The sequence below is a fragment of the Hydrosulfovibrio ferrireducens genome, from assembly GCF_046883345.1.
Lineage (GTDB): Bacteria > Desulfobacterota > Desulfobulbia > Desulfobulbales > Desulfurivibrionaceae > Thiovibrio > Thiovibrio ferrireducens.
Genome location: NZ_JALKCW010000022.1, coordinates 272,188 through 294,107, shown reverse-complemented (window position 1 = coordinate 294,107; position 21,920 = coordinate 272,188). Strand labels below are relative to the sequence as shown.

General features: G+C 55.1%; 19 protein-coding genes. All 19 read right to left on the bottom strand.

All coding sequences use genetic code 11. From position 1 onward, the window contains the following. Positions 1-48: 48 nt before the first annotated feature. Positions 49-1,269 carry a type II secretion system inner membrane protein GspF gene (gene gspF, locus MWR57_RS11570; protein WP_423124975.1) on the bottom strand — a complete coding sequence of 407 codons (1,221 nt, stop codon included), beginning with the start codon at positions 1,267-1,269 and terminating at the stop codon, positions 49-51. Next, entirely contained in the window at positions 1,269-2,969 is a 1,701-nt protein-coding gene (gene gspE / locus MWR57_RS11565; protein WP_423124974.1) for a type II secretion system ATPase GspE, read from the bottom strand. Before gspE ends, gspF begins: the two co-directional genes overlap by 1 nt. A gap of 29 nt (positions 2,970-2,998) precedes the next feature. Then, positions 2,999-5,197 carry a type II secretion system secretin GspD gene (gspD, locus tag MWR57_RS11560; RefSeq protein WP_423124973.1) on the bottom strand — a complete coding sequence of 733 codons (2,199 nt, stop codon included), beginning with the start codon at positions 5,195-5,197 and terminating at the stop codon, positions 2,999-3,001. Between the two features lie 13 nt (positions 5,198-5,210). Next, positions 5,211-6,092: a type II secretion system protein N gene (locus MWR57_RS11555; protein ID WP_423124972.1), complete on the bottom strand. Its 882-nt coding sequence runs from the start codon at positions 6,090-6,092 to the stop codon at positions 5,211-5,213. 195 nt (positions 6,093-6,287) lie between these two features. Beyond that, entirely contained in the window at positions 6,288-6,602 is a 315-nt protein-coding gene (locus MWR57_RS11550; RefSeq protein ID WP_423124971.1) for a BON domain-containing protein, read from the bottom strand. Positions 6,603-6,663: 61 nt separating this feature from the next. Then, on the bottom strand, positions 6,664-7,329 hold the full coding sequence (locus tag MWR57_RS11545; protein ID WP_423124970.1) for an outer membrane beta-barrel protein: 666 nt from the start codon (positions 7,327-7,329) through the stop codon (positions 6,664-6,666). Positions 7,330-7,466: 137 nt separating this feature from the next. Then, a complete protein-coding gene (locus MWR57_RS11540) occupies positions 7,467-8,618 on the bottom strand; it encodes an OmpA family protein (protein WP_423124969.1) in 1,152 nt (383 codons plus the stop codon). A 147-nt stretch (positions 8,619-8,765) separates the two neighbouring features. Then, a complete protein-coding gene (locus MWR57_RS11535) occupies positions 8,766-10,541 on the bottom strand; it encodes an Ig-like domain-containing protein (RefSeq protein WP_423124968.1) in 1,776 nt (591 codons plus the stop codon). Between the two features lie 578 nt (positions 10,542-11,119). Next, on the bottom strand, positions 11,120-12,148 hold the full coding sequence (locus MWR57_RS11530; protein WP_423124967.1) for an ABC transporter permease: 1,029 nt from the start codon (positions 12,146-12,148) through the stop codon (positions 11,120-11,122). Next, on the bottom strand, positions 12,145-12,825 hold the full coding sequence (locus MWR57_RS11525; protein WP_423124966.1) for an ABC transporter ATP-binding protein: 681 nt from the start codon (positions 12,823-12,825) through the stop codon (positions 12,145-12,147). The genes MWR57_RS11530 and MWR57_RS11525 overlap by 4 nt, the downstream gene beginning before the upstream one ends. After that, the gene (locus tag MWR57_RS11520) at positions 12,815-14,869 is read right to left on the bottom strand and encodes a hybrid sensor histidine kinase/response regulator (RefSeq protein ID WP_423124965.1); all 2,055 of its coding nucleotides are present in this window, start codon (positions 14,867-14,869) and stop codon (positions 12,815-12,817) included. Before MWR57_RS11520 ends, MWR57_RS11525 begins: the two co-directional genes overlap by 11 nt. Positions 14,870-15,060: 191 nt before the next feature. Further along, positions 15,061-15,540 carry a hypothetical protein gene (locus tag MWR57_RS11515; RefSeq protein ID WP_423124964.1) on the bottom strand — a complete coding sequence of 160 codons (480 nt, stop codon included), beginning with the start codon at positions 15,538-15,540 and terminating at the stop codon, positions 15,061-15,063. 415 nt (positions 15,541-15,955) lie between these two features. Then, entirely contained in the window at positions 15,956-16,246 is a 291-nt protein-coding gene (locus MWR57_RS11510; RefSeq protein WP_423124963.1) for a sll1863 family stress response protein, read from the bottom strand. Positions 16,247-16,279: 33 nt separating this feature from the next. Continuing rightward, positions 16,280-16,531, bottom strand: a complete 252-nt coding sequence (locus MWR57_RS11505; RefSeq protein ID WP_423124962.1) for a GlsB/YeaQ/YmgE family stress response membrane protein — start codon at positions 16,529-16,531, stop codon at positions 16,280-16,282. A gap of 55 nt (positions 16,532-16,586) precedes the next feature. Next, positions 16,587-17,237 (bottom strand): hypothetical protein, encoded by a 651-nt coding sequence (locus MWR57_RS11500; RefSeq protein ID WP_423124961.1) that lies wholly within the window; start codon positions 17,235-17,237, stop codon positions 16,587-16,589. A gap of 60 nt (positions 17,238-17,297) precedes the next feature. Then, positions 17,298-17,519 carry a hypothetical protein gene (locus MWR57_RS11495; protein WP_423124960.1) on the bottom strand — a complete coding sequence of 74 codons (222 nt, stop codon included), beginning with the start codon at positions 17,517-17,519 and terminating at the stop codon, positions 17,298-17,300. 154 nt (positions 17,520-17,673) lie between these two features. Continuing rightward, complete coding sequence (locus MWR57_RS11490) at positions 17,674-17,820, bottom strand: lmo0937 family membrane protein (RefSeq protein WP_479723972.1); 147 nt, start codon at positions 17,818-17,820, stop codon at positions 17,674-17,676. Positions 17,821-18,574: 754 nt separating this feature from the next. Beyond that, on the bottom strand, positions 18,575-20,311 hold the full coding sequence (locus tag MWR57_RS11485; protein WP_423124958.1) for a sigma 54-interacting transcriptional regulator: 1,737 nt from the start codon (positions 20,309-20,311) through the stop codon (positions 18,575-18,577). Between the two features lie 83 nt (positions 20,312-20,394). Continuing rightward, positions 20,395-21,906 carry a sigma-54-dependent transcriptional regulator gene (locus tag MWR57_RS11480; RefSeq protein ID WP_423124957.1) on the bottom strand — a complete coding sequence of 504 codons (1,512 nt, stop codon included), beginning with the start codon at positions 21,904-21,906 and terminating at the stop codon, positions 20,395-20,397. Positions 21,907-21,920 lie beyond the last annotated feature (14 nt).

Below are 21,920 nucleotides of genomic sequence, written 5' to 3'. Positions count from 1 at the left end.
ATCTTCAACACCCCCGCCTCGGCGCGTATTTATTTGATTTGTAACTATTCAGCCGAACCCTTGGCTTGCCTGGAATATCGGCAACAGGATCGCCAGGACCGCAAAGCCGACCACCACCCCCATGAAGAGAATCATCAGCGGTTCAAGCAGGGAGAGCATGCCGGAGATCGACAGGTCGGTCTGGTGTTCGTATGTATCGGCGACCCTGAACAGCATCTCTTCCAGTTTGCCGCTCTGCTCGCCGGCCGCCGTCAACTGGACCAGCATCGACGGAAAGACCGCGGTTTCCCGGAGCGCGACCGCCAGACTGCCCCCTTCCTGGACCCGCAGCTTGGCGGTCTCCACCGCCCGGCGCAGCACGCGATTAACCAAAAGGTTGCGGGCGACATCAAGGGCCTTGAGCAGGGGAACGCCGCTCTGCAGCATGGTGCCGAGGGTGCGGGCGAAACGGGTTGTGGCGATCAGCAGCAGCAAACGACCGAAAAGCGGCGCCTTGAGCAGCATTCGATCAATGCGCAAGCGTCCGGCCTCGGTGCGCCAATAACGCCGCAAACCCGTGAAACCGAGCACCAGCCCGAGGAGCAGCAGCCACCACCAGGCAAGCAGCAGATCGACCAGATTGATCAGCAGCAGGGTCGGCCAGGGCAAGGCCATTTTCATCTCCTGGAGCATGCGGGTGATCTTCGGCACCACGAACACAAACAGGAAGGTGAGCACGGTGCTGCCGACCAGGGTCATCAGCACCGGATAGGCCAAAGCAGCCTGAATCCGTGCCCGGGTTCGTCCCTGGCTTTCGAGAAAATCGGCCAAGCGGTGCAAGGTTTTGTCGAGCGTCCCGCTGTTTTCCCCAACCTGGACCATGTTGATAAACAGGTCGGGAAAAACCGTCCGATGCTTGGCCAGCGACTCATGGAGCGAATTGCCCTGAATAACATCCTCACGGACATTGGCCAGGATCTGCCCGAGCATCGACTGGTCGGACTGCTCGGCAACGCTGCCCAGGGCAGTATCCAGCGACAATCCCGCCACGAGCAGGGTGGCGAGCTGGCGGGTTGCCGAGGCGAGCTCCGCTGTCGAGCAGCGCCGCAGGAGGGAGCGCAGGTCCGACCAGCGATGGCGCACGCCCGCGAGGGAGCTTTCGTGCACTTCGGTGGGAAAAATCCCCCGCTCGCGCAACTGTTGGCAGACCAGGCCGGATCCGGGCCCGTCGATTCGGCCGGAGACCTTGCGCCCCAGTTTGTCGAGCCCGGTGTATTCGAAAAGCGGCACTAGTTCTCCTCCTGGGTGACGCGCATCACTTCCTCGAGGGTGGTGATGCCCTGCAGCGCCTTGGCGAGGCCGGCAGCCCGCAGGGAGCGCATACCCCGCTGCAAGGCGGCCTTTTTGATGGTGGCGGCGTCCTTGTTCTGCAACAGCAGTTCGCGCACCGTATCATCCACCTTGAGCAGTTCATAAATGGCGACCCGGCCCCAGTAGCCGATCTGCATGCACTGGTCGCAGCCGGTACCGCGATAAAAGGTAGCCCCGGCCGGCAGAGGGACCTCACCGGCAATCTCTTGCAGCAGTTCCTCGGGCGGCTGGTGTGCCTCCTTGCAGTGGGGGCAGATGGTTCGCACCAACCGCTGGGCAATGATGCCGACGATACTTGAGGCGGCCAGAAACGGCTCTACCCCCATCTCCACCAGGCGGGTCAGCGCGCCGGCAGCATCGTTGGTGTGCAGGGTCGAAAACACCATGTGGCCGGTCAGGGCGGATTGCACGGCAATCTCGGCGGTTTCACGATCGCGGATTTCACCGACCATGATGATGTCCGGGTCCTGGCGCAGAATCGAGCGCAGGCCGTTGGCAAAGGTCAGGTTGATTTTCGGATTGACCTGAATCTGGCCGACCCCGGGAAGCTGATACTCGATGGGGTCCTCAACGGTGATGATGTTCTTCTCGCGATTGTTCAGGCGGGTCAGGGCCGTATACAGGGTGGTGGTTTTGCCGCTGCCGGTGGGGCCGGTAACCAGAAAAATCCCGTGATTCTTGCTGATCATCGCCTCGAATGGCTGCAGCAAATCGCTTTCCAGGCCGATCTCCTCAAGGGTCAGGATGCCCGCCGCCTTGTCGAGCAGCCGCAGCACCACCCGTTCGCCAAAGGCCGTGGGCAGGGTCGAGACGCGGATGTCCATGTCGCGGCCACCCATGCGCACGCGGAAACGGCCATCCTGCGGCAACCGTTTTTCAGCGATATCCAACTGGGCCATGATCTTGATGCGGGAGACGATTCCGGCGTGGGCCTTGAAGGTTGGCCGGAGAACTTCGTGTAAAATTCCGTCCACCCGGTACCGGACGATCAGTTCCCGTTCAAAGGGCTCGATATGAATATCGCTCGCCCTTTCCTTGAAACCTTGCGTGATCAGACTGTTGACGAAGCGGATGATCGGAGCCTCGTCGGAACTGTCAAGCAGGTCACGGGGTTCTAGGGAAATAGCCAACTCATTGGCGTTGCCGCCATCGATCTCCTCGATCACGGCGCCGGTGCTGCCGGCCTGTTTTTCATAGCCCCGATTAATGGCGCGCAGAATCTCCTCCGGGGTGGCGACACAGGGTTCGACCCTGGCTCCGGTCAGGGTGCTCAAGTCATTCAGCGGGCGGGTGTCGAGGGGGTCGGCCACGGCCACCTGGAGAGATCCGTTCTGTTTTGCCAGGGGATACATCCGGTATTCCTTGGCAAAGCCGATGGGGATTATCTCGAGCAGACCCTCGGCAACCGTTTCCTCGGGAATCGTCTCCAGATACGGGAGTTCGAACTGGGCTGCCAGTGCTTTTGCCAGGGTCGTGCTGTCCAGCGCTTTCATCTTGATGAAAATTTGGCCGAGGCGCTCCCCGCTCAGCTCCTGTTCCGCCAGGGCCGCCGCAATCCGCTCCTGCGGTACGGTGAAGTCCTGCTGGAGTATTTCGCCAATCCGCCGCCAGTTCTGCATAATTGGTTTCTTTTCACCAGAAGTTACGATCATTCGTTGCCCAATTGGCCGGGCCTCGGCGAGATCGGCGCCGGAGCCGCGTTGCCGGGAGCGGTAATGCTCTCCGCTCCTGCCGCACCCTCGGGCAGGAGGAGATTTGCCTCTCCGGTCTCGCCAAAAAAATTATCCGGCAAGGCACTGCGGACTTTGTCGGTCAATGAATCACTGGCCGCCTTACGGTTGCGGCCGGTTATCAGTTCAAGATCCATGGAATTCTTGATAATGGTCGGATTGATGAAGACCAGCAGGTTGGTCTTTGCTTTCTGGGTTGAAGTGCGTTTGAACAACCAGCCCAGCCCAGGGATATCGCCCAGGATCGGCACCTTGGTGACCGATTCGGTGACGTTGGTATCGATCAGGCCGCCAAGCACCACGGTTTTATGGTTTTCCACCAAAACCGTATTGCGCAGCACGCGTTTGGTAAAGGTCGGGCCAACATCGCTGGGGTTGCCGACGCTGGCCACCAGGGCCTGGGTGGCCGGAGCGATACTGGTTATTTCCTGATACACATTGAGACGAACCAGATCGCCTTCGGTAATCTGCGGGGTAAACCGCAAAATCAAGGCAACATCCTGGCGATCGACGGAGACCCTCTGGGCCAGGCCGTTGTTGGAGCCGACATCGGTCAAGCGGCCGGTGATGATCGGGACATTGGAGCCCACGATGATTTCGGCTTCTTCGTTATCGGAGGTGAGCAGGCGCGGAGCCGAAAGCAAGTTGACATCGGTGTCGGTTTTCGACACATCGATCAGCACCGAAAGGGCCGGAACAGTAATCAGATTGCCATTCGGGCCGGTGACGGTAATGGGATTGAAAAAACCGCCGGCCAGCATCCCGTCGATGGCCTTGGTCAGAAGGTCGGGCGCACCGGGAGCAATTGTCTGCGTCAGGGCAGCCCCGATCCCGACCGGGCCGGTGTTTTGGTTGCTGCTGCCGAAAATAATGCCGTTGCCGTCGGCTGTCCCGGCGCCCTGCAGGGAGACCCCGAGGCGCTGGGTGGCATCCATGGAGAGTTCCAGGATCAACGCCTCGACATAGACCTGTTTGCGCTTGATATCGAGCTTGTCAATGATTTGCTTGATGGTTTTGTAGTCATCCAGACTGGCGTTGATGATCAGCGAGTTGGTCGGCTTGTCGGCCGTAATGGTCACGGGGCTGGAGGACAGCGAACCGGGGGACGGGGATAGCGGCCCGGGGGATGGTTGCCCGTTCGTTGCCCCCTCTTTTTTGGGACCCTTGGTTTCCGTCTTAATGCCGGTGATGATTTCGCTGAGAGTCGCAGCCAGCGTTACCGCATCGGCATTTTCCAGGTAACAGAGATTGATGTTGGAGCGGGTTCCGTCGATTTCCTGGTCCATCCGGGCAATCAGGGCTTTGACGATCACCATGTCCTCTCGGCTGGCCGTGACAATGACGCACCGCCCCGCGGGATACGGGATGATCTTGGTGAGGACCTCATTTCCGAGGTTCACTCCGGATGCGGCCCGCCGCCGGGCAGGATTGGCGGCATCGGGCTGGCTCATCGTCTCGTTGATGGCCTTGGCGAGGTCTTCCGCCTGGGAATTCTTCAACATGATGATTTCAATCTCGTTTGCCGTATTCGGCTGGTCAAGCTCGCGGATGATCTTGGCCAGCCGTTCGATATTGGCTCCCGTATCCGTAATAATCAAGCTGTTTCCCGGCGGATAGGCGGCAACATTGGCGGTGGTCGGCATCAGAGGCATGAGGACAGTCTGGGCAACGAGGCCCACATCGAGATGCTTCAGGCGAAAAACCCGGGTGATGACCTGCTCGGTCCCCTTGCCCTTGCCATTGACAAGGGTCGGCAGGCTGGATTCCTTGGCGCTTTTGAGCGGCACAATCTTGTTGGTATTGCCCGAAGGGACGACCGTGTAGCCCTTGACGTTGAGGACCGTGAGAAAGAGCTGATAGGCTGCGTCCAGGGTCATGCTGTCCGGGGAGATGATCGTGGCCTTGCCCTGCACGGTTTCGTCGTAGAGAAAATTTTTCCCGGTCAGCTCGCTGATCGTCAGGATCAGCTCCGTGAGCTCCACATTCTTGAAATCGAGAGTAACCCGGCCGTCCATGTCCGGCTTTGATTTACTCTGCGCAAGAGACTGGATGGGAACGAGGCATAAAGCCAGAAACGTTATCCATACCACCATTCGGGAGGTAATCGGGATGCTCATGCGGAGAAAACTCCTATTGGATTTCATATAAAAAGCTCATCGGTTGATTATCGCGTTCGACAGCCAGGGTTATCCGGCGTGCTTCGCGCAACTGCTGAACTATCTGCAACCCTTTTTCCGGGCTATCCAGCTTGGTGTTGTTGACATCGATAATCACGTCACCTTTCTTCAGGCCCAACCGGCCCAGAACCGACGACGAGTCGATGCGCTGGATTACAAAGCCATCGATTTTGCCTGCCTGGGTGCGCGGTTGCATCTGGACCAAGCGCATTTGCGCGGCAAAATTGTCCCGCACCGATTCCCCCATGTTGCGGGAGATCAACCAACGGTTTTCGCCGACGTTTCTGACCTCCCCACCCGCACCCCTCTCAGACCCTGCCTTGGAAAGCGTTGCCGGTGTCGAGAGGGACGCCTTCTCCTGGAGCGTCAGAGTAGTCAGGCTCTGGTCCCGATTCCTGATCTGCACCTGGTTGCGGAGGATTTTTTCGACAACCCCATCGCCGGGAACCTTGTCGCCAAGATGGTAGAACTTCAATTCGTTGTTGCCTTCAAGCAGGACTTGGGAACGTCCGGCTGCGACCACCGTGCCGATGAGTTTGAGTTCGGCGCGGGCTGCGGCGACCGAGGCGTCCTCCCTGCTTGTCAGGGTCATGGTCGCGGTGGAAGACCGGCTGTTTGCATCGAAAATATTATTCTGTAGAATCAGGCTCAAACCGGCTTCGGTGTTTTCCTGCGGTTTGAGCACGGCTGAGCGGTTGGGAGGGGGAGCGGCGGTGATTTTCGGGCGCAGATTCATCTGAAGAACGGTATCGATCAGGTGCCCGCCGGCAAGCCCCAAAAGCACAAACAGGGCCAAAAAGATCGGTTTGTAAAAGCTGTGTAAAACGCTCAGCATGTCAAAAATCCCGTGGCCAGTTGAGTCGCGAAGATATAGCCCATCACCCCGGAATGCCGCGAGTGGGAGGCATGGGTTTCCTTGACCGAGTAAAGATAGCGGTGTTTTTTCAACCATCATTTTAAAACCCTGCCAACGATCCGAATAAACAAAAACCCGCCGGAGCGGGTTTTTGTTGCCCCAAAAACTACCCGGCTATTTCACAATCAGATCGTTTTGCACATCCTTGACGCCTTCAACACGGCGGGCAACCTCTCCCGCCTTTATAACGCTCTGCTTTGAATCGACAAAACCGCTCAACTGAACCACCCCTTTGTATGTCTTCACATTGATTTGCATGGTTTTCAGCTTTTCTTCTTCCAAAATTCCGGTTTTCACCTTGGTTGTGATAACGGAATCGTCGATATACTGACCGGTACTTTCGTGTTTTTGGGTGGATGCGCACCCCATGAAAGCAGTGATCAATCCGACACAGATTAATAAATTAACAATACGGTGTAGTTTGGTCATGACACTTCTCCTTGTGTTATTTGTTTACAAACAGTTCCATCATTGGGATACGGATTTGAGCCTAGGGGTTTTCTTTCAGGATTCGGGGATTCTTTCGCAAAATTTTCTTCGCTTCCGGCTGAAGGGCTGCCCGATCAAAATCGAAATGGATGTCATCAAAAGCAATAGCGATCCCCCTCGGTTCAGCCAGCGAGGGAACAAACTTCCCTTGAGCCGCTGACGCGGACTTTTCCTTGTCATCAAACGCAAAGGTTATTCCCGCCATGCCCCCCACAGTATGGGAGGTGTCCTGCATGGCCTCGGTAGCCATATAATCCCGGACATCAACCCAGAGTCCGATAGTATCCGTCATCGCATATTCCACTCCCGCGCCGACATTGAAAGCCGCCGTGCTCCCGGTCAATATCTTGGGGCTGTAGTGTGCTCCGCCCAAACCGGCGCTGACAAAGGGGGTGAATTTGGTGTCGGGCATAAAACGGTAGACAGCATCGATATGATAAAAAATCAGATTCACTCTCTCCATGGGACTTCCGGGCTGTCCTTCCGCAAGGCCTGTTCTTGTTGTGTCATCAACCCGAGTTTGGATACATTCCACCGCGGTTTCAATGCCGAAATGCTTGGTGAAATTGTAGCCGGCTGACTCTGCCCGCATTTCCGCACGAGCATTTACATCTGAAAAAAGAACACTGGCCCCCGCTATCAGAAGTGCTGGATAGAGTAATTTCACAATCCAATCTCCTTCTTTTCACAAAAGCTGATGATGACCGGACCAATCAGGGCAACGGCTCTCGCAGGCAAGGCCGTTGTCACAGCCGCCGCAGGGAAAGCCCGCGTTGTGCATGCGGGCTCCCGTGCGGTTTTTGCTTACTTCGCAGGACGCGTGGCCGTAATTTTCTCGATCTCCACCCGGCGATTGGGCGCCAGACATTTGATCAAGGCAACGTTTTTCTTCCCCGTGCAGTCAGCGATCGGGCTTGACTCGCCCTTGCCTATTGCCTTCAGTCGCTCCGCCTTGACTCCCCTGCCCACCAGATAATTTTTTATCGCCTGCGCACGACGCTCTGATAATTTCTGGTTGTATGTTTCGGAGCCGATACGATCGGTGTAGCCAACAATAAGGACGTCATCTATCGTGCTGTCGCTCATGAGAACGTTGGCGATTTCGTCCAATTTCGGTTGCGACTTCTGCAATTCCGCGCTGTCAAAGGCAAATAGCTCCGTTACCGAGAGGGTATATTTTTGGAAGCGCGGAGCCGGAGCTGGGGCCACTACCGGGGCGGGAGCCGGGACCGGAACAGGTTCCGGCGCTACTGTTTTAGCAACAAGCTCCGGTGCCGGTTCCTCGACGCGCGGAGCAGCAGGGGGAGCCCCGCCGAACCGGAAAACCAGGCCGGCCGAGATAAGATCGATGTCGCCATCGTTGCCAACGGCATCGTCGATCCGGTAGCGTTCCGCCTCAACGCGCATGGCGAGAGCGTCATTGAAAGCGTACTGAAGTCCCAAGCCGAGCTTGTAATTGGTATCGCGCTTGGTGGGGTTGGGATTGAGCACCGTGAGTGAGCCGCTCCCGACAAAGGAGTCTTCGACTTTGGCGTAGTTCGCCCCGACCCGGCCAAAGGCGGAAAATTTTTCGGTAATGGGCAGAATGCCGACTAGGTCGAGATTCACGCCTTTGACTTTGATATTGCCGCTCAGAGTTCCCGGGGGCAACCCGGTTGCAGTAAAATCAAACTTTCCCAGATCGAAATAGCCGCCTTCGAGGGCCAAATACTTGTTGAACTGGTAGCCGCCAAAGAGCTTAAAGCCGAGATCGCGGTTGTCATCTTCGAATCCGGTGGTGGTAAAACCTTCTCCAGCCAGACTGTTGATAATCCTCTCCTCGTCGATTGTCGCGCGTGATTGGCCGATGTTGCCTCCGATGTACAAGCCCGAATCATCGGCCATGGCAAATGGGGTGGCAATTACAGTGAGTGCCACCATCCCTAGTGTCACTGCTGAGGCTCTTATTACTTTCATGGTTTTCTCCTGGAGGATTTAAAAACTCCCGCGCACGTTGCAATTACAAGATGCGCAATCTGTGTCAATCCCTCCTGCCTCCTTGCTCACGCTAGCTTGCACACGCAATCAAGATCGGCAGAAGGGACGTTGTCCATACCGCATTCCTTACGGAGCAGGCACGTTAACCGTATTGGTGTCCAAAGCAATCGTGCCGGCGGTGATCGCCCCGGTCAATATTCTGCCGTTTATCACGGCGCCAGTCACACCAGTGGTATCTCTACCGGCCACTATGGTTCCATAGAAGATCGTGCCCACGCCGATAGTCGCATCGGAAGTAGGAACCCAAAACACGTTCTTGGCCTGCGCGTTGTTGGCCAGCGAAACACTGGCACCCGTCGTCAACGAGGAGCCAATCTGGAAGACCCATACGGCATCGGCGTCGCCCCCTGCGTCAAGAACGAGAGGAGTCGCGACCGACATCGTGCTGCCGGACGTATAGGTGCCAGGGGGAATTCCTAAAGGATACAAGGCGCCCAAGTCTTCGCCAGCATTTATGGTTGTTCCCGGCGGCAAAGTCTTGGCAAAGTTATACGCGACCAGCAGGTCGGCTCTGGCCTGTGCGGACTCTGCATCGTTGATGTGGATGGCGCCGTTCACCACACCCGGCGGAAATCCAGTCATTGAAGTGCCTGGATCCAACGAAACATCCCCGTTAATCGTGGAGGCGCCGGTATTGGTGATCGCGGAGGTTGCCATGATCCCGAAAGTGCTGGCCGAACCAAGGTTTACGGCCCCCGGCGCCAAACCGGTCCCGGTTGTAAAGGTCCACACATAATTATTTGCCAGGGCATTGCCTGCCAAGTCCTTGGCCCCGACGGTAATCGTGCCGGTATATGTGGAGCTGGGCGCAAGATTGGCGTCTGGATTAAAAGTCGCAATGTTGGTCAATGAATCATAGGAGACTAATCCTCCGGGGATGGGTAAGCCAGGCCCAGTCACGGTAAAGGTGATGTTGGTGATCGTTATCGGGTCCATCGGCTCGCTGAAGGTGGCGGTGACGGTCTGGTTAAGGGGCACGTTGATTGCACCATTAACAGGAACCGTGGAAAGCACTGTGGGCGGAGTGGTGTCTAAGGCAGCCCCGGTTGACCAGGTCCAAACATACTGTGCGGCCATTGGATTGCCCGCCAGATCAGTGGCCGCGACGGTGACCGTTGAGGTGAAAAGGGTATTGGCGGCGAAAGTCCCGCCTGTGGGGGTAAAGGTCGCGGTCTTGCTGGCAACGGAATACGTCACCGTGCCCGGCACGGGGTTTCCGGCAGCGGTAACGGTGAAGGAAGGCGGGGTGGTGATGCTTAACGGGTTCATCGCCTCATTAAAAATCACGGTGCTGATTCTGTTAATGGGCAGATCCGTGGCGCCAGCCGTTGCACCAGTTATGCCGTAGGCTCCCGTGGCAATAACAAAGGGTGCGGTGGTGTCCGCGACCGTGCCGGTGGTAAAGGTCCAGACATAGTTGCTGGCCAGGGGAGTGCCTGCCGTGTCCGTTGCCGCCGTGGTAATCGTGGCGGTATAGAGGGTGCTGGCCAGCAGGTTGGCAGCCGGCAGGGTGAGCGTTGCCACATTGCCGGTCGTTACATAGGTAACCGTTCCTCCGGCAACGAGCGTTCCGCCTTGGGCCAGGGTAAAGCTTGCCGTGGTGAGAGAGGCGGGAGCCATCGCCTTGCTGAAGGCGGCGGTGATTATTTTGGTGTTGATCGGTACGCCGGTGGCCTTGTTGAGCGGAGCCACGGCTGTTACCGTGGGCGCGATTACGGCGTCGCCGCTTCCTAGTACAGGAGCTTGGCCGTCACTCCCCCCTCCTCCACAGCCTGTAATGGAAAAAACGCTTAGAACTACAATAAACAAAAGGTACATTTGCCGAGCCTTAAATATTTTCATACAAACCCCTCCTTCTCTCTTTTCCGCTTTAACTTACGGACAACCTCTTTGTTTCTCTTGCTTGTCTCTTCAAAAAAACTTCACAAACGATATTACAGCCGCACTATGTCCCTCCTCTCCACCACAGTGCCGGCAGTACTTCCTTGCCCGGTCTCCATAACAATGGAATTATTGATTGCCATGAAGCCAAATTCCCTGATTGAAATTGTTTGCGTGATAAACAGATACAGCGATTGATCAAGACATGTGCCATCCCTTTAATGGAGGGGCCGATCGCGCCCCAGAGGCAACATGCCTGGCGTTTGTTAGTGATATTGATTAGCAGAATGCGTGCCATGGGCATGGCCGCACAGACGGAAGACCCCATCGTGCTGAAATGATTGATATATAAGAGGAAGCTATAACTGAAAATAGCTGCTTTGCAGAGGGGAATCGCCTGACATATCAGGAGACTCCTGATATGTCAGGAGTTTTCTTGGCTCGGCATATCCTTAACTGCATCCCCGGAGTTTAGGGCGATTGAGGCAGAAATGGGAACATTCCGCAAAAATGAGACAGGTGGTTCGATCCGGCGCACCTCACATGAGCCAGCGTTTTTTCAGTAAGAGATATGAAAACAAAGAAGTTATGAGTCCGACTGCACAGAGATATATCCATTCCAGAGGAAAACTCGATATTCTCCCCCCCTCCAGCAGGATTGCCTTGATTGGCCCATAAAACTGATAGGAAGGCAATACCGGAGCAAAGGAATGCAGTTTTTGCGAAAAGTCGGATAATGCGGAAGGAAGCAGAAGGGGCAGATAAAAAAGGACGCCCAAGGTCCTGGCGCTTGCCTGGGTGCGGCATAAAAAGCCCAAGAATATGCCAAAAGAACTGAAGCAGAAACTCCCAATTCCTATGAAGGCACAATAACTCAGGCTGTTTTCAACTTCAAATTTACCCAGGAGATGCAGGAAGATAACGGCCAGATGTATCAAGATCATCCCTAAAAACAACTTGGCAAGCAACCACTCACATTCACGCACCGGGGTTTGCAAAAGGCCGAGAAGCAATTTCTTTTCTTTTTCTTCGGCAATTTGCGCAGGAATCACAATGAAGCCGACAAGTAAAACCAACATTAAGATCCAGGTGGGCAGCGTCTGCCGTTGAATCCCGCTATCACGAAGAGACGTGATATCGGAAAGCCAGTTTTTGCTCTTCCCTTCCACGGCTATTTGCAAGGCGGAAAACCCTTCAACAATGGCAATGGTTCGAAACGATGCTTTTTCCAAAACCAACAACTCTAAACTCCGCGGCTCCTTTTTAGATTTCAGCAAAAACCCATCTATTTTTTTTTCTTTTAACCACCGTCTTCCTTCCTCTTCCGTGGCAAGCCAAGAAACTACGAAGACTGTATCCGCTGCCTTCAAGCTTTCAATAATAACCGGAGAATATTCCTCATTTTGGATGAGGCCGATCTGTATTGTTTGCAGCTCTTCATTTTTCTGATCCACGAATTGCAAGGAGAGGAAAACAAATAACGGAATAAATAATATGAGATAGATTGTCTTGTTTTTAAAGGCAATGGCCAAATCATTCACAGTCAAGGTGATAATATTTCGTATCATGCGTAGAGATTCTCGTAAATTTTTGACTGGAAATATTCCTGGGGCGGGCCGTCAAAAACCAGACTTCCCTGATGCAACAGCATGATCCGCGTGGCAAGGGTTTTGATCTCTTCGGGACGATGGGAGGTGAACAGAATTGTTTTCCCTGAAGCATGGGTGCTTTTCAGCAGTCTATACACCTCTTTCGTCATCTCGAAATCCAGGCCCGAGGTTGGCTCATCAAAAAGAAGCACCGGCGGGTCCGCCAAAAGAGAACGCCCGATGCTCACCCGTTGTTTTAAGCCCTTGGACAAAACCTGTACCTTGTTATGCCGATAGGTGAGCAAATTAAACTCCTGCAAGATTTCTTCGATTCGCGAAAAAGGTATTTGGAAAAGACGGGCAAAAAGTTTGAAGTTGTATTCAACGGAAAAAAAATCAAAAAGGTTGGGCGTTTCCGGGACAAACCCGATCTTTCGCACCAACGCCATCCTGTTTTCCAGATTGATCCCGGCCACTACAACCTCGCCGCTGTCGGGAATTATCCAACTGGATAGCATTTTCAAAAGCGTGGATTTCCCAGCCCCGTTGTGCCCGACAATGGCAATCAGCTCTCCTTTTTCCACTGCAAAACTGGTCTGAAGAAGTCCCCTCTTTCCAGTATAGATTTTTGCAAGATCACGGACCTCAATCAACATGATAAATCTCCATCTTCTCTCTCTCGTCCAATCTGCTCGAACTGCTTGTCTTTCTGGTATTTGTCAGCGCCTCAGCCACTTTGACGCCCAGGTCCTTCATCGAGAATGGCTTTTCAATAAAATTCACACTCTCGTCCAGCACCCCCTGGTCAGTGATCATGTTCACGGAATAGCCGGACATGAACAAAATTTTCATATTCGGGCGCAGGTTGTGCAGCCGTTCCGCCAGGTCTTTGCCGTTCATCCCCGGCATAACCACATCGGTGAGAAGAAGGTGGATCTCGCCCGCATGTTTCTTGGCCAAGCCAATGGCCTCGCCCGGCGTGCCAGCGGCCAACACCAGATACCCTATTTTTTGCAACATCATCTTGCTCATCTTCAGAAGCGCAGGCTCGTCCTCCACCAACAGCACTGTCTCCCCCTGACTGAGGGGGGTTTCCACCGTTTCCCCCCCCAGGGCGTCAACAACGTGGTCCGCGCATTGGGACAGGTAGATTCTAAAGGTCGTTCCTTTTCCCGGCTCGCTGTAGACGTTGATGAATCCATTGTTCTGCTTGACGATGCCGTATACCATGGATAGCCCCAAACCGGTTCCCTGCCCCACCGCCTTGCTGGTGAAAAACGGCTCGAAGATTTGGTCCAGGGTCTCCTTGTCCATGCCGCAGCCATTGTCGCTGACCGCTAGCAAGACATACTCTCCGGCGACAAACCCGACATGGTCGGCGCAGTAGCCCTCGTCAAAGACAACGTTTCCCGTTTCAATCGTGATCTTGCCGATGTCGGCAATGGCGTCCCGGGCATTGAGGCAAAGATTGGCCAGCACCTGATCCACTTGGACGGGGTCCATCTTGACCAGAGCGAGGTCCTTCCCGGGCAGCCAGACCAGATCGATACCCTCGCCGATGAGCCGCCGCAACATGTTGAGCATGTTGGTCACGGCTTTATTCAGGTCAAGCGCCACGGGGGTGATTGTCTGTTTGCGGGCAAAGGTCAGCAATTGCCGGGTTATGTCCGTGGAACGTTTTCCGGCCTTGATGATTTCCTCAAGGTCGCCATGCAGCGGCTGGGCCGGATCCACCTTGCGTTGCGCCAGCTCCGCATAACCGAGGATCACGGTGAGCATATTGTTGTAGTCGTGGGCCACACCGCCCGCCAGCAGGCCAACCGCTTCCATCTTCTGAGCATGCTGAAACTGGGCGGTCAACCGGAGATGATCGGTGATGTCCCGTCCGACGCCCACATAGTTGACGATCTGCCCCAACGCGTCGCGAACCGGCGAAATCGTGGTTTCCTCGGTGTAGAGGGTCCCGTCCTTGCGCTTGTTGACCATCCGGCCGCTCCAGGTTTTGCCGCCGGAGACGGTCCCCCACAGATTGCGATACAGTAGTTCGTCCTGCTCGCCGCTTTTGAGGATGCGCAGATTCTGCCCGACTGCCTCCTCTCCGGAGTAGCCCGTCATCCGCTTGAAAGCCGGATTGACGAACTGGATGGCCCCCTGGGCATCGGTTACAAAAATGCCCTCGCCAACCTGTTCGATGGCCGCCATCAACCGCGCGCGCTCGGCCTTGGCCCGCTTTTGGGCGGTGATGTCGCGGATGTTGCATTGAATCACCTTGCTGTGATCCACCAAGTACACATTGCTGACAAACTCCACGGCGATGGATTGCCCATCTTGGGTTTCCAGCGGCAAATCCTCATAGCGGATGTATTCGTTATCTTGCAGAGCCTGAAAAGCGTCCTTGGACGCGGCAATGTCTTTGAAGACGCCAAGCTCCCAGATATGCTTCCCGCATAATGCCTCGTACGAATAGCCGAGCAACTGCAACAGGAAAGGATTGACGTCAACTACCTTGCCCGTATCAGCATCGAGAATCAAGATTCCGTCCTTGGCCGATTCAAAAAGCCGGCGGTAGCGCTTTTCGGAATCTTGCAGCGCCTCCCCGGCTTTTTCCTTTTCCAGCAAGGCCTCTTCCAATCGCGCAATATGCTTACCCAGTTCGATGTTGGCGAGGAAAAGTTGATTCTCGGCATGTGTGTCTGACATGGTCACAACCTCAATCTTCTTGCCGAATGGTATCCGGAAAGGTGCCGCGGATTGGCTTCATAATCATGCTGCCTGTTCCGCGACATCACGATTATGGGCCTGAACGGCGGCCAGCACGGAGAGCAACAGGTTGGATATGGTGTGGAGCAGGGAGCAATAATCGTGTCATGCTCAACGCGGTGGCCGGCGAGTCAGGTCGCCCGCCCTCTTTCAAGACGATCTTCCAGTTCACCGATGTAGGCGGCGAGCGTGTTTCCCGACTGTTCAACCGCGGAGCGGAGATCACGATCAAGCTGGTCCAGCCTTGCCAGCACAATCGCCCTCGACTCCGCGTTCAGGCCCGCCTCTCTCTTCAGCTCCGCCTCAAGAAACCCGCGCAGTTCGGTGAAACGCGAAGCCTCGGCTTGGTCCGCAAGCTCCCGGTTGGCTTGCAATTCCCGGGCATGGCGGCGAGCCTCAAGGAGCACCGACGTCTGGAGATAGACCACAAACACCAGAAACAGGGCGGCGAGAAAAGCCACCAAGCCAAGCATGACCAATCCCAGCGGCGCCTGAACATTGGCAACCCCCAAGGAAAGGGTTGCCGGCGCCATGAACGCGCTCCAGTTGAGCGCGGTAAAAACAGCAATTGCGGCCACGGTCAGCAACAAAAACAGAGTGCGAACCTTCATGTTGACCAGTCTCCTTTGTCCATTTCACGGGTAGCACGTTATGCTGCTGTCCAGGATATCACCGGCACTTCCCCCATCTATTGACCCGGCGATTAAATACGTCATGCCCGAATGCTTTAGTCGGGCATCCACACCCATAGATTCCCGCCTTCGCGGGAATGACGGTTTAGCAGGGTGTTGAAAAACTCGTTTTTCGACGCCTTGCGTCCGATCCAGGGATGGATCGTCAATTTCAACGAGTTCCAACTCGGTGAAATTGTGAGATCGGCCAGAATTCACTTCTGGCCGATCGTGGTTGAAAAAAGCCAGGACGGCTTTTTTCAACATCCTGTTAGATATTTAACCACCGAAGCAATATCAAACCAGTTCAAGAGGAGTGTTGCCGGCCGCTCCACGACAACCAGGAGAGGGCGCGTTATTTTTTCAGCTTGGCGCCGACATCTCGAACCCCATCGCGCAATGCCCCCCAAGCGCTTTCCACTTCTTCTTTAAGATGCTCCCAGGCTTCCTCGTTCGCCTCGCCCAGCTCCTTCAGTTTAGCCTTCGTGGCGACAACCCCCTGTTCAAGCTCATCAATCTGCTGCGCGTATTTGATCCGGGCGTCGGCAACAGAAATTTTCGCCTTGGCCCGCAACTCGAATAATTTCGCCTGCGCCAGCTCCACCTCGGCATCTATCTTCTGTTTATAAGCTTCTCTCGTGCTCATAACGCCTCTCCTTTGTTATTGGATTCAGAATTTTTAGGCTTTCTTGAAAAGTCCGATTAATACCAGCAGGATTACAGCTCCCAGAGTAGCTGTCACGATTGAGCCGATTAAACCGCCCGCGGCAATTGCCAACAACCTGAACAAAAACCCGCCTACGACCCCACCGATAAGACCAATAATGATGTTCCCCTGCAGACCAAAGCCCCCGCCCTTCATGACTGTGCCGGCCAGCAAACCCGCCACCGCGCCTACGGCAAGAGAAATCAACACGCTTACGAAGTCCATTGGTTCTCCTCTTGCTTATCAGCTAATATGATTAAAAAGCAAAAGCACCCTTCGCTTAATTCGCACCACCTTGAGCCATTTCGCTTTTAGCGCCATCGAGGGCGGACAATACCGGCAAAACAGCATTCCTGAGAATAGTCCCGTCGTTTATGGCCTTCCGGGCAACCGGAGTAATGGAGGCAATTCCCTTGTCAGTGAGGTCCGTCGAGAGGAACGACTGAATTTCCTTAATATCGCGCATGTAGGCAATGAACCAGCCTTTCACGCCGATGCTGGATTCGGATATTTTTCTATATACCGCATGCAAGTCGGCTCGCCGCTGTTCACTGAGTTCCCGAATCCGCGGATTGGTGTAGGCATTGCCCTGCTTTTCCCACTCGGCGAAGTAGTCTTTGCCCCGAACGCTCATCTCATCGGTGTGCTTGATCAACTTTTCCCCCAAGCGCTCCATCGTAACGACGTTTTCCGAATATGTTGCAAAAGCCTCTTTCGTATCGGACAACCCCGGCTTAATGAGTTTTTCCAGCGAGATCCCAGTCGCATCGATCTGGACAACGGCTTGCCGTATGTCGCTGTCCACGACTTCCATTTTGGCGGTGGTCTTCTCCGCGCGGCCGGAACCGGTCGTCGCGCAACCAGGCAGAAGGAGAAGAACCCCAAGCAACGGGGCAACGAGAGGGAATACGGACTTGATCCTAAATGTCATGAAAAAATATCTCCTTGGATGATGTTCAGTTCCCCGTGTGACGGGACTACGTTGTTGACGCTAGCTCTTCTTGCTGCCCAAAAGGAGGAGTCCGCCGCCAAGCACGATCGCCCCCACGCCAGCCCAAACCGGAACGTTGACCTTCTGCTTTTCCTGCACCGACAGCTCGAGCGGCCCCAGCTTGGCTTCATGGGTCTCCTTGGTGTAGCTGAAACCGCCATAGACCAACCCCAGAACCCCGGCCACGATCAGCAGGATTGCCGCAATTTTGAGTGCGTTCATTTTGTTTCCTCTTCCTGATTATTAAATAAACTCTTACCCCGGCGATTAACTACGTCATGCCCGAATGCTTTCGTCGGGCATCCATCCCTCTGGATTCCGGCCTTCGCGGGAATGACGGTTTACAATTTAACCACCAAAGCAATACCAAGGGATGCTAAAGACGGCGACCCTGAATGATACGAAGCAGAACCACCACGACCGCGACAACCAACAGGACATGAATGAGTCCGCCCATGGTATTCGAGGTGACAAACCCCAGAAGCCAGAGGACTACCAGGATGACGACAATGGTTTCGAGCATTTTGCTTCTCCTTGTGCCATAACTGAACTTTCGGGAGTTGAGCTGACTGGCCATTACAGTGTTTGTCTTTTTCCGCCTTCCCGGCGGAGGAAGGCGCCACCATATGTCAAGCCAGGCCCATGGCTATTGCACCTGACGATGCCCCGATAAAAAATCTCCCGCCCACACACAGTGGGCAGGGAGATATCCCTGCCCGGCCGGACAGGCGAGAATCCCAGCAGGCGCTGGGTGCCGGCCCGGTTGAACAGGGTTGGCCATGACAGTGTCATGCGTGGAGTGCGCGAGGGCGATCCCCCCGCCCTTCAGTCCATCAACATTGCGGATAGACACATGAATTAAACCGAATGTTAGGTGAGCTGCATAATTACTATCACGAGAATTACCACCACTAAGACTGCAATAATGAATTCCATGCTGTACTCCTTTGTAGAATTTTTTATCCGTGCTACACCAAGTAAATAATTACATACACCAGTACAGCGACAACCAATACGGCGACAACAAATTCCATATTGCCCCCCCCCTCATTCCGATAAGTTTCAATGACTCTTTTCGCTGCTCCTATCGCAACAAAAGAGAAAGGGCCCTTGATCTTTCCATGGATGCTTAAAGCAGAATGTGTGCCAGAAGTGTTACTGCCGAGGCATAAGTTCCAATGATATTGAAATCATTGGAACTTATGTGGACACTGCGGGGGAAGGGAATATTCGTTGCGAGGCGCTGCCGCCTGACATATCAGGAGACTCCTGATATGTCAGAAATTATTTTTATTTCGTTGGATGCCTAATCTTTGCATTCTCGATTCAAGCGTCTTCGGGTTGATGCCCAAAATCGTTGCCGCCCCGCTTTTGCCGCTTACCCGCCAGCCGGTTGCGTCCAGCACATCGACGATGTGGCGTCTCTCCAGATCCTCAAGGGTCCCGGACGGGGCTGGCCCAGCCTGCGCAATCTGCGGCAATTCGATGTGCAGCACAGGGGTGGTGGCGACAATCATCGCCCGCTCGGTGGCATTCCGCAGCTCCCGCACGTTGCCCGGCCAGGAATAGGCTTGCATGGCTTGCACGCTCTTTTGCGAGATGGATTCGATCCGCTTGTCCATGCTCTTGCTGAACTCTTGCACAAAAGACCACACCAGCGGCACGATGTCGTCCCGCCGTTCGCGCAGAGGCGGCACGGTGATCTGGAAAATGTTCAAACGGTAGTACATGTCTTGCCGGAAACTGCCCGCGCTGACCAATTCGGCAAGGTCGCGGTTGGTCGCCGAAATGATTCTGACATCGACCTTGATGGTCCGGGGGCTGCCCAGGCGCTCAAACTCGCCGCTTTCGAGCACCCGAAGCAGCTTGGCCTGGAGTTCCAGGGGCAAGGCGTCAATTTCGTCGAGAAAAATGGTGGAGCCATCCGCCAGCTCGAAACGGCCTATCTGCTTCGCCGTCGAGCCGGTAAAAGCGCCCTTCTCGCGGCCGAAGAGTTCGCTTTCGATGAGGGTCGGCGGCAGGGCCGCGCAGTTGACCGTAATCATGAGCCGATCCTTGCGGCCGCTCTGGTCATGGAGCGCATGCGCGAGCAGTTCCTTGCCCGAGCCGGTCTCCCCCTGGATCAGGACCGTCGCCTCCGTCGGCGCAACCTGGGCCACCTGTTTCAAGGCGGCTCTAATTGCTTTACTGTCGCCGACAAAATTAGAATGCGAATATATCTGGTCAATTTCTTCCCGGAGATACAGATTCTCTTCCCGCAGTTGTTCCTTTAATTGCTTGATTATGGTCAGCGCCTCGCGCAGGGAGTCCGCCGCCACCTTGCGGTCCTCTATTTCGTGGGAGAGCCGCTCGTTTGCCTTGATCAACTCTTCCGTCCGCTCATGGACGGTTAACTCCAGGCTGTCATACTCCTTGTGCATCATCGCTTCCAACTGCTTGTACACCGTGACGTCGGTAATCGAGGTAAAGATATCATCATCATTGTGCTCAGAATTATGCACGGCGATGCTTTGAAATTGACCGGGGATCACCCTGCCGCTATTGCTCCGGAAGCTGACCTCGCATCTCTGGACAATCTGTTTTTTCGCAAGGCGGCTGAGGTGATTTAAAAAAACATTCTTCCCGGCGGCATCGACAATAAAGCCGACAAATGATTTATTGAGCAACTGTCGCTTTTCCAAGCCAAGCAGTTGCGCGCCGGCAAAATTCACCTCTCGGATCACGCCCGCGCTATCAAAGGCGAAATAGGCCACCGGCGCAAAATCGCACAGTTCGGCATATTTATCCCGCGACAGTTCAAGCTCGTCCCTGGAGCGGCACAGCTCTGCATTTTGCATCTCCAACTCGATCTGATGGACCTTGAGTTCATGAACGAGCCGCAACAAGTCCTCTTCCCGAGCCTCGGGCGCAGCAGGCCGTTTCCCTGCCTCCGCTTGCAACCGTTTTTCCGCTTGGCTGCGCAGTACGGTTGCCGCGGACAACTTCTTCTTTTTGCTGCATCCCATAGCGACCATGGCGAACCTCCTTCCCCCCCCAAAATTCCCAAGGAGCTCTCTTCGATTTTCTCAGTTGACGCAATCGCCTGTCCATTATTATTTCATGGCAAGATCATTTTCCCGGTTCTTTGGATGCCCAATCGTTGCATTTTCGACTCCAACGTCTTTGGGTTGAGGCCTAAAATCGTGGCCGCCCCGTTTTTGCCGCTCACCCGCCAGCCGGTTGCCTCCAGCACCTCGGCAATGTGGAGCCGCTCCATATCCTCAAGGGTCCCGGACGGGGTTGAGGCGGACGGCGCAATCTTCGGCAACTCTATCTGCAGCACGGGTCCGGTGGTGATAATCATCGCCCGCTCGGTGACATTCTTCAACTCTCTTACGTTGCCGGGCCAGGGATAGGCTTGCATGGCTTGCACGCTCTTGGGCGAGATGGATTCGATCCGCTTGTGCATGCTCTTGCTGAACTCCTGCACAAAAGACCACATAAGCGGCAAGATATCTTCCCTCCGCTCGCGCAGCGGCGGCACCGTGATCGGGAAAATATTCAACCGGTAGTACATGTCTTGCCGAAAACTGCCCGCGCCGACCAACTCGGCAAGGTCGCGGTTGGTCGCCGAAATGATTCTGACGTTGACCTTTACGGTCCTGGGGTTGCCCAGACGCTGAAATTCGCCGCTTTCGAGCACCCGAAGCAGCTTGGCCTGGAGTTCCAGGGGCAAGGCGTCAATTTCGTCGAGAAAAATGGTGGAGCCATCCGCCAGCTCAAAACGGCCTATCTGTTTCGACAGCGCTCCGGTAAAGGCGCCCTTCTCGCGGCCGAAGAGTTCGCTTTCGATGAGGGTCGGCGGCAAGGCCGCGCAGTTGACCGTGATCATGAGCCGATCCTTGCGGCCGCTCTGGTCATGCACCGCCCGCGCGAGCAGTTCCTTGCCCGTGCCGGTCTCCCCCTGGATCAGGACCGTCGCCTCTGTCGGCGCCACTTGCCCTACTTGCTTCAAAACAGCCCTGATCGCTTCGCCGTTGCCCACGATATGCTTGTGGGAATGGATCAGGTCAATTTCTTCCCGCAGATAAATATTTTCCTCCCGCAATTGTTCTTTTAACTGCTTGATGATGGTGAGCGCTTCCATGAGGGCGTCCGCCGCCACCTTGCGGTCTTGTATTTCTTGGGAAAGCCGCTCGTTTGCCTTGGTCAAATCCGCGGTCCGCTCCTGCACCTTGTCCTCCAGGATACGGCTCTGCTCGGAAAGCGCCAGGTGCGTCCTCACCCTTGCCTGCACGATGGGAGTGCTGATCGGCTTGGCGATGTAGTCGACGCCGCCGCAGGAAAGACCCTTGGTCTCATCTTCGATCTCGCCGCGAACCGTAATGAAGATAACCGGGATATTGCGCGTCCGTTCCTCTTCCTTCAGCAACCGGCAGGTTTCAAAACCGTCCATGCCGGGCATCATGACATCGAGGAGGATAATATCAATCGGGGTCGTCATGGCGATTTCGATGGCCTTCTTTCCCCGCGTCGCCACCTTGATGTCGTATTCCGCCATCAAGGCGGCATTCAGGATGCTGACGTTATCCGGCGTGTCGTCTACAATAAGAACGGCCTTGCGTGCCATGTTTGCTTCCACGT

What these genes read in the sequence shown, in the direction of transcription:
- MWR57_RS11510 (WP_423124963.1), bottom strand. Translation starts at nt 16,246, where the DNA reads ATGAGCACGAGAGAAGCTTATAAACAGAAGATAGATGCCGAGGTGGAG.
- MWR57_RS11555 (WP_423124972.1), bottom strand. Translation starts at nt 6,092, where the DNA reads ATGCTGAGCGTTTTACACAGCTTTTACAAACCGATCTTTTTGGCCCTG.
- MWR57_RS11525 (WP_423124966.1), bottom strand. Translation starts at nt 12,825, where the DNA reads ATGTTGATTGAGGTCCGTGATCTTGCAAAAATCTATACTGGAAAGAGG.
- MWR57_RS11505 (WP_423124962.1), bottom strand. Translation starts at nt 16,531, where the DNA reads ATGGACTTCGTAAGCGTGTTGATTTCTCTTGCCGTAGGCGCGGTGGCG.
- MWR57_RS11515 (WP_423124964.1), bottom strand. Translation starts at nt 15,540, where the DNA reads ATGAAGGTTCGCACTCTGTTTTTGTTGCTGACCGTGGCCGCAATTGCT.
- MWR57_RS11530 (WP_423124967.1), bottom strand. Translation starts at nt 12,148, where the DNA reads ATGATACGAAATATTATCACCTTGACTGTGAATGATTTGGCCATTGCC.
- gspD (WP_423124973.1), bottom strand. Translation starts at nt 5,197, where the DNA reads ATGAGCATCCCGATTACCTCCCGAATGGTGGTATGGATAACGTTTCTG.
- MWR57_RS11500 (WP_423124961.1), bottom strand. Translation starts at nt 17,237, where the DNA reads ATGACATTTAGGATCAAGTCCGTATTCCCTCTCGTTGCCCCGTTGCTT.
- MWR57_RS11540 (WP_423124969.1), bottom strand. Translation starts at nt 8,618, where the DNA reads ATGAAAGTAATAAGAGCCTCAGCAGTGACACTAGGGATGGTGGCACTC.
- MWR57_RS11485 (WP_423124958.1), bottom strand. Translation starts at nt 20,311, where the DNA reads ATGGTCGCTATGGGATGCAGCAAAAAGAAGAAGTTGTCCGCGGCAACC.
- MWR57_RS11520 (WP_423124965.1), bottom strand. Translation starts at nt 14,869, where the DNA reads ATGTCAGACACACATGCCGAGAATCAACTTTTCCTCGCCAACATCGAA.
- gspE (WP_423124974.1), bottom strand. Translation starts at nt 2,969, where the DNA reads ATGCAGAACTGGCGGCGGATTGGCGAAATACTCCAGCAGGACTTCACC.
- MWR57_RS11550 (WP_423124971.1), bottom strand. Translation starts at nt 6,602, where the DNA reads ATGACCAAACTACACCGTATTGTTAATTTATTAATCTGTGTCGGATTG.
- MWR57_RS11495 (WP_423124960.1), bottom strand. Translation starts at nt 17,519, where the DNA reads ATGAACGCACTCAAAATTGCGGCAATCCTGCTGATCGTGGCCGGGGTT.
- MWR57_RS11490 (WP_479723972.1), bottom strand. Translation starts at nt 17,820, where the DNA reads ATGCTCGAAACCATTGTCGTCATCCTGGTAGTCCTCTGGCTTCTGGGG.
- MWR57_RS11480 (WP_423124957.1), bottom strand. Translation starts at nt 21,906, where the DNA reads ATGGCACGCAAGGCCGTTCTTATTGTAGACGACACGCCGGATAACGTC.
- MWR57_RS11535 (WP_423124968.1), bottom strand. Translation starts at nt 10,541, where the DNA reads ATGAAAATATTTAAGGCTCGGCAAATGTACCTTTTGTTTATTGTAGTT.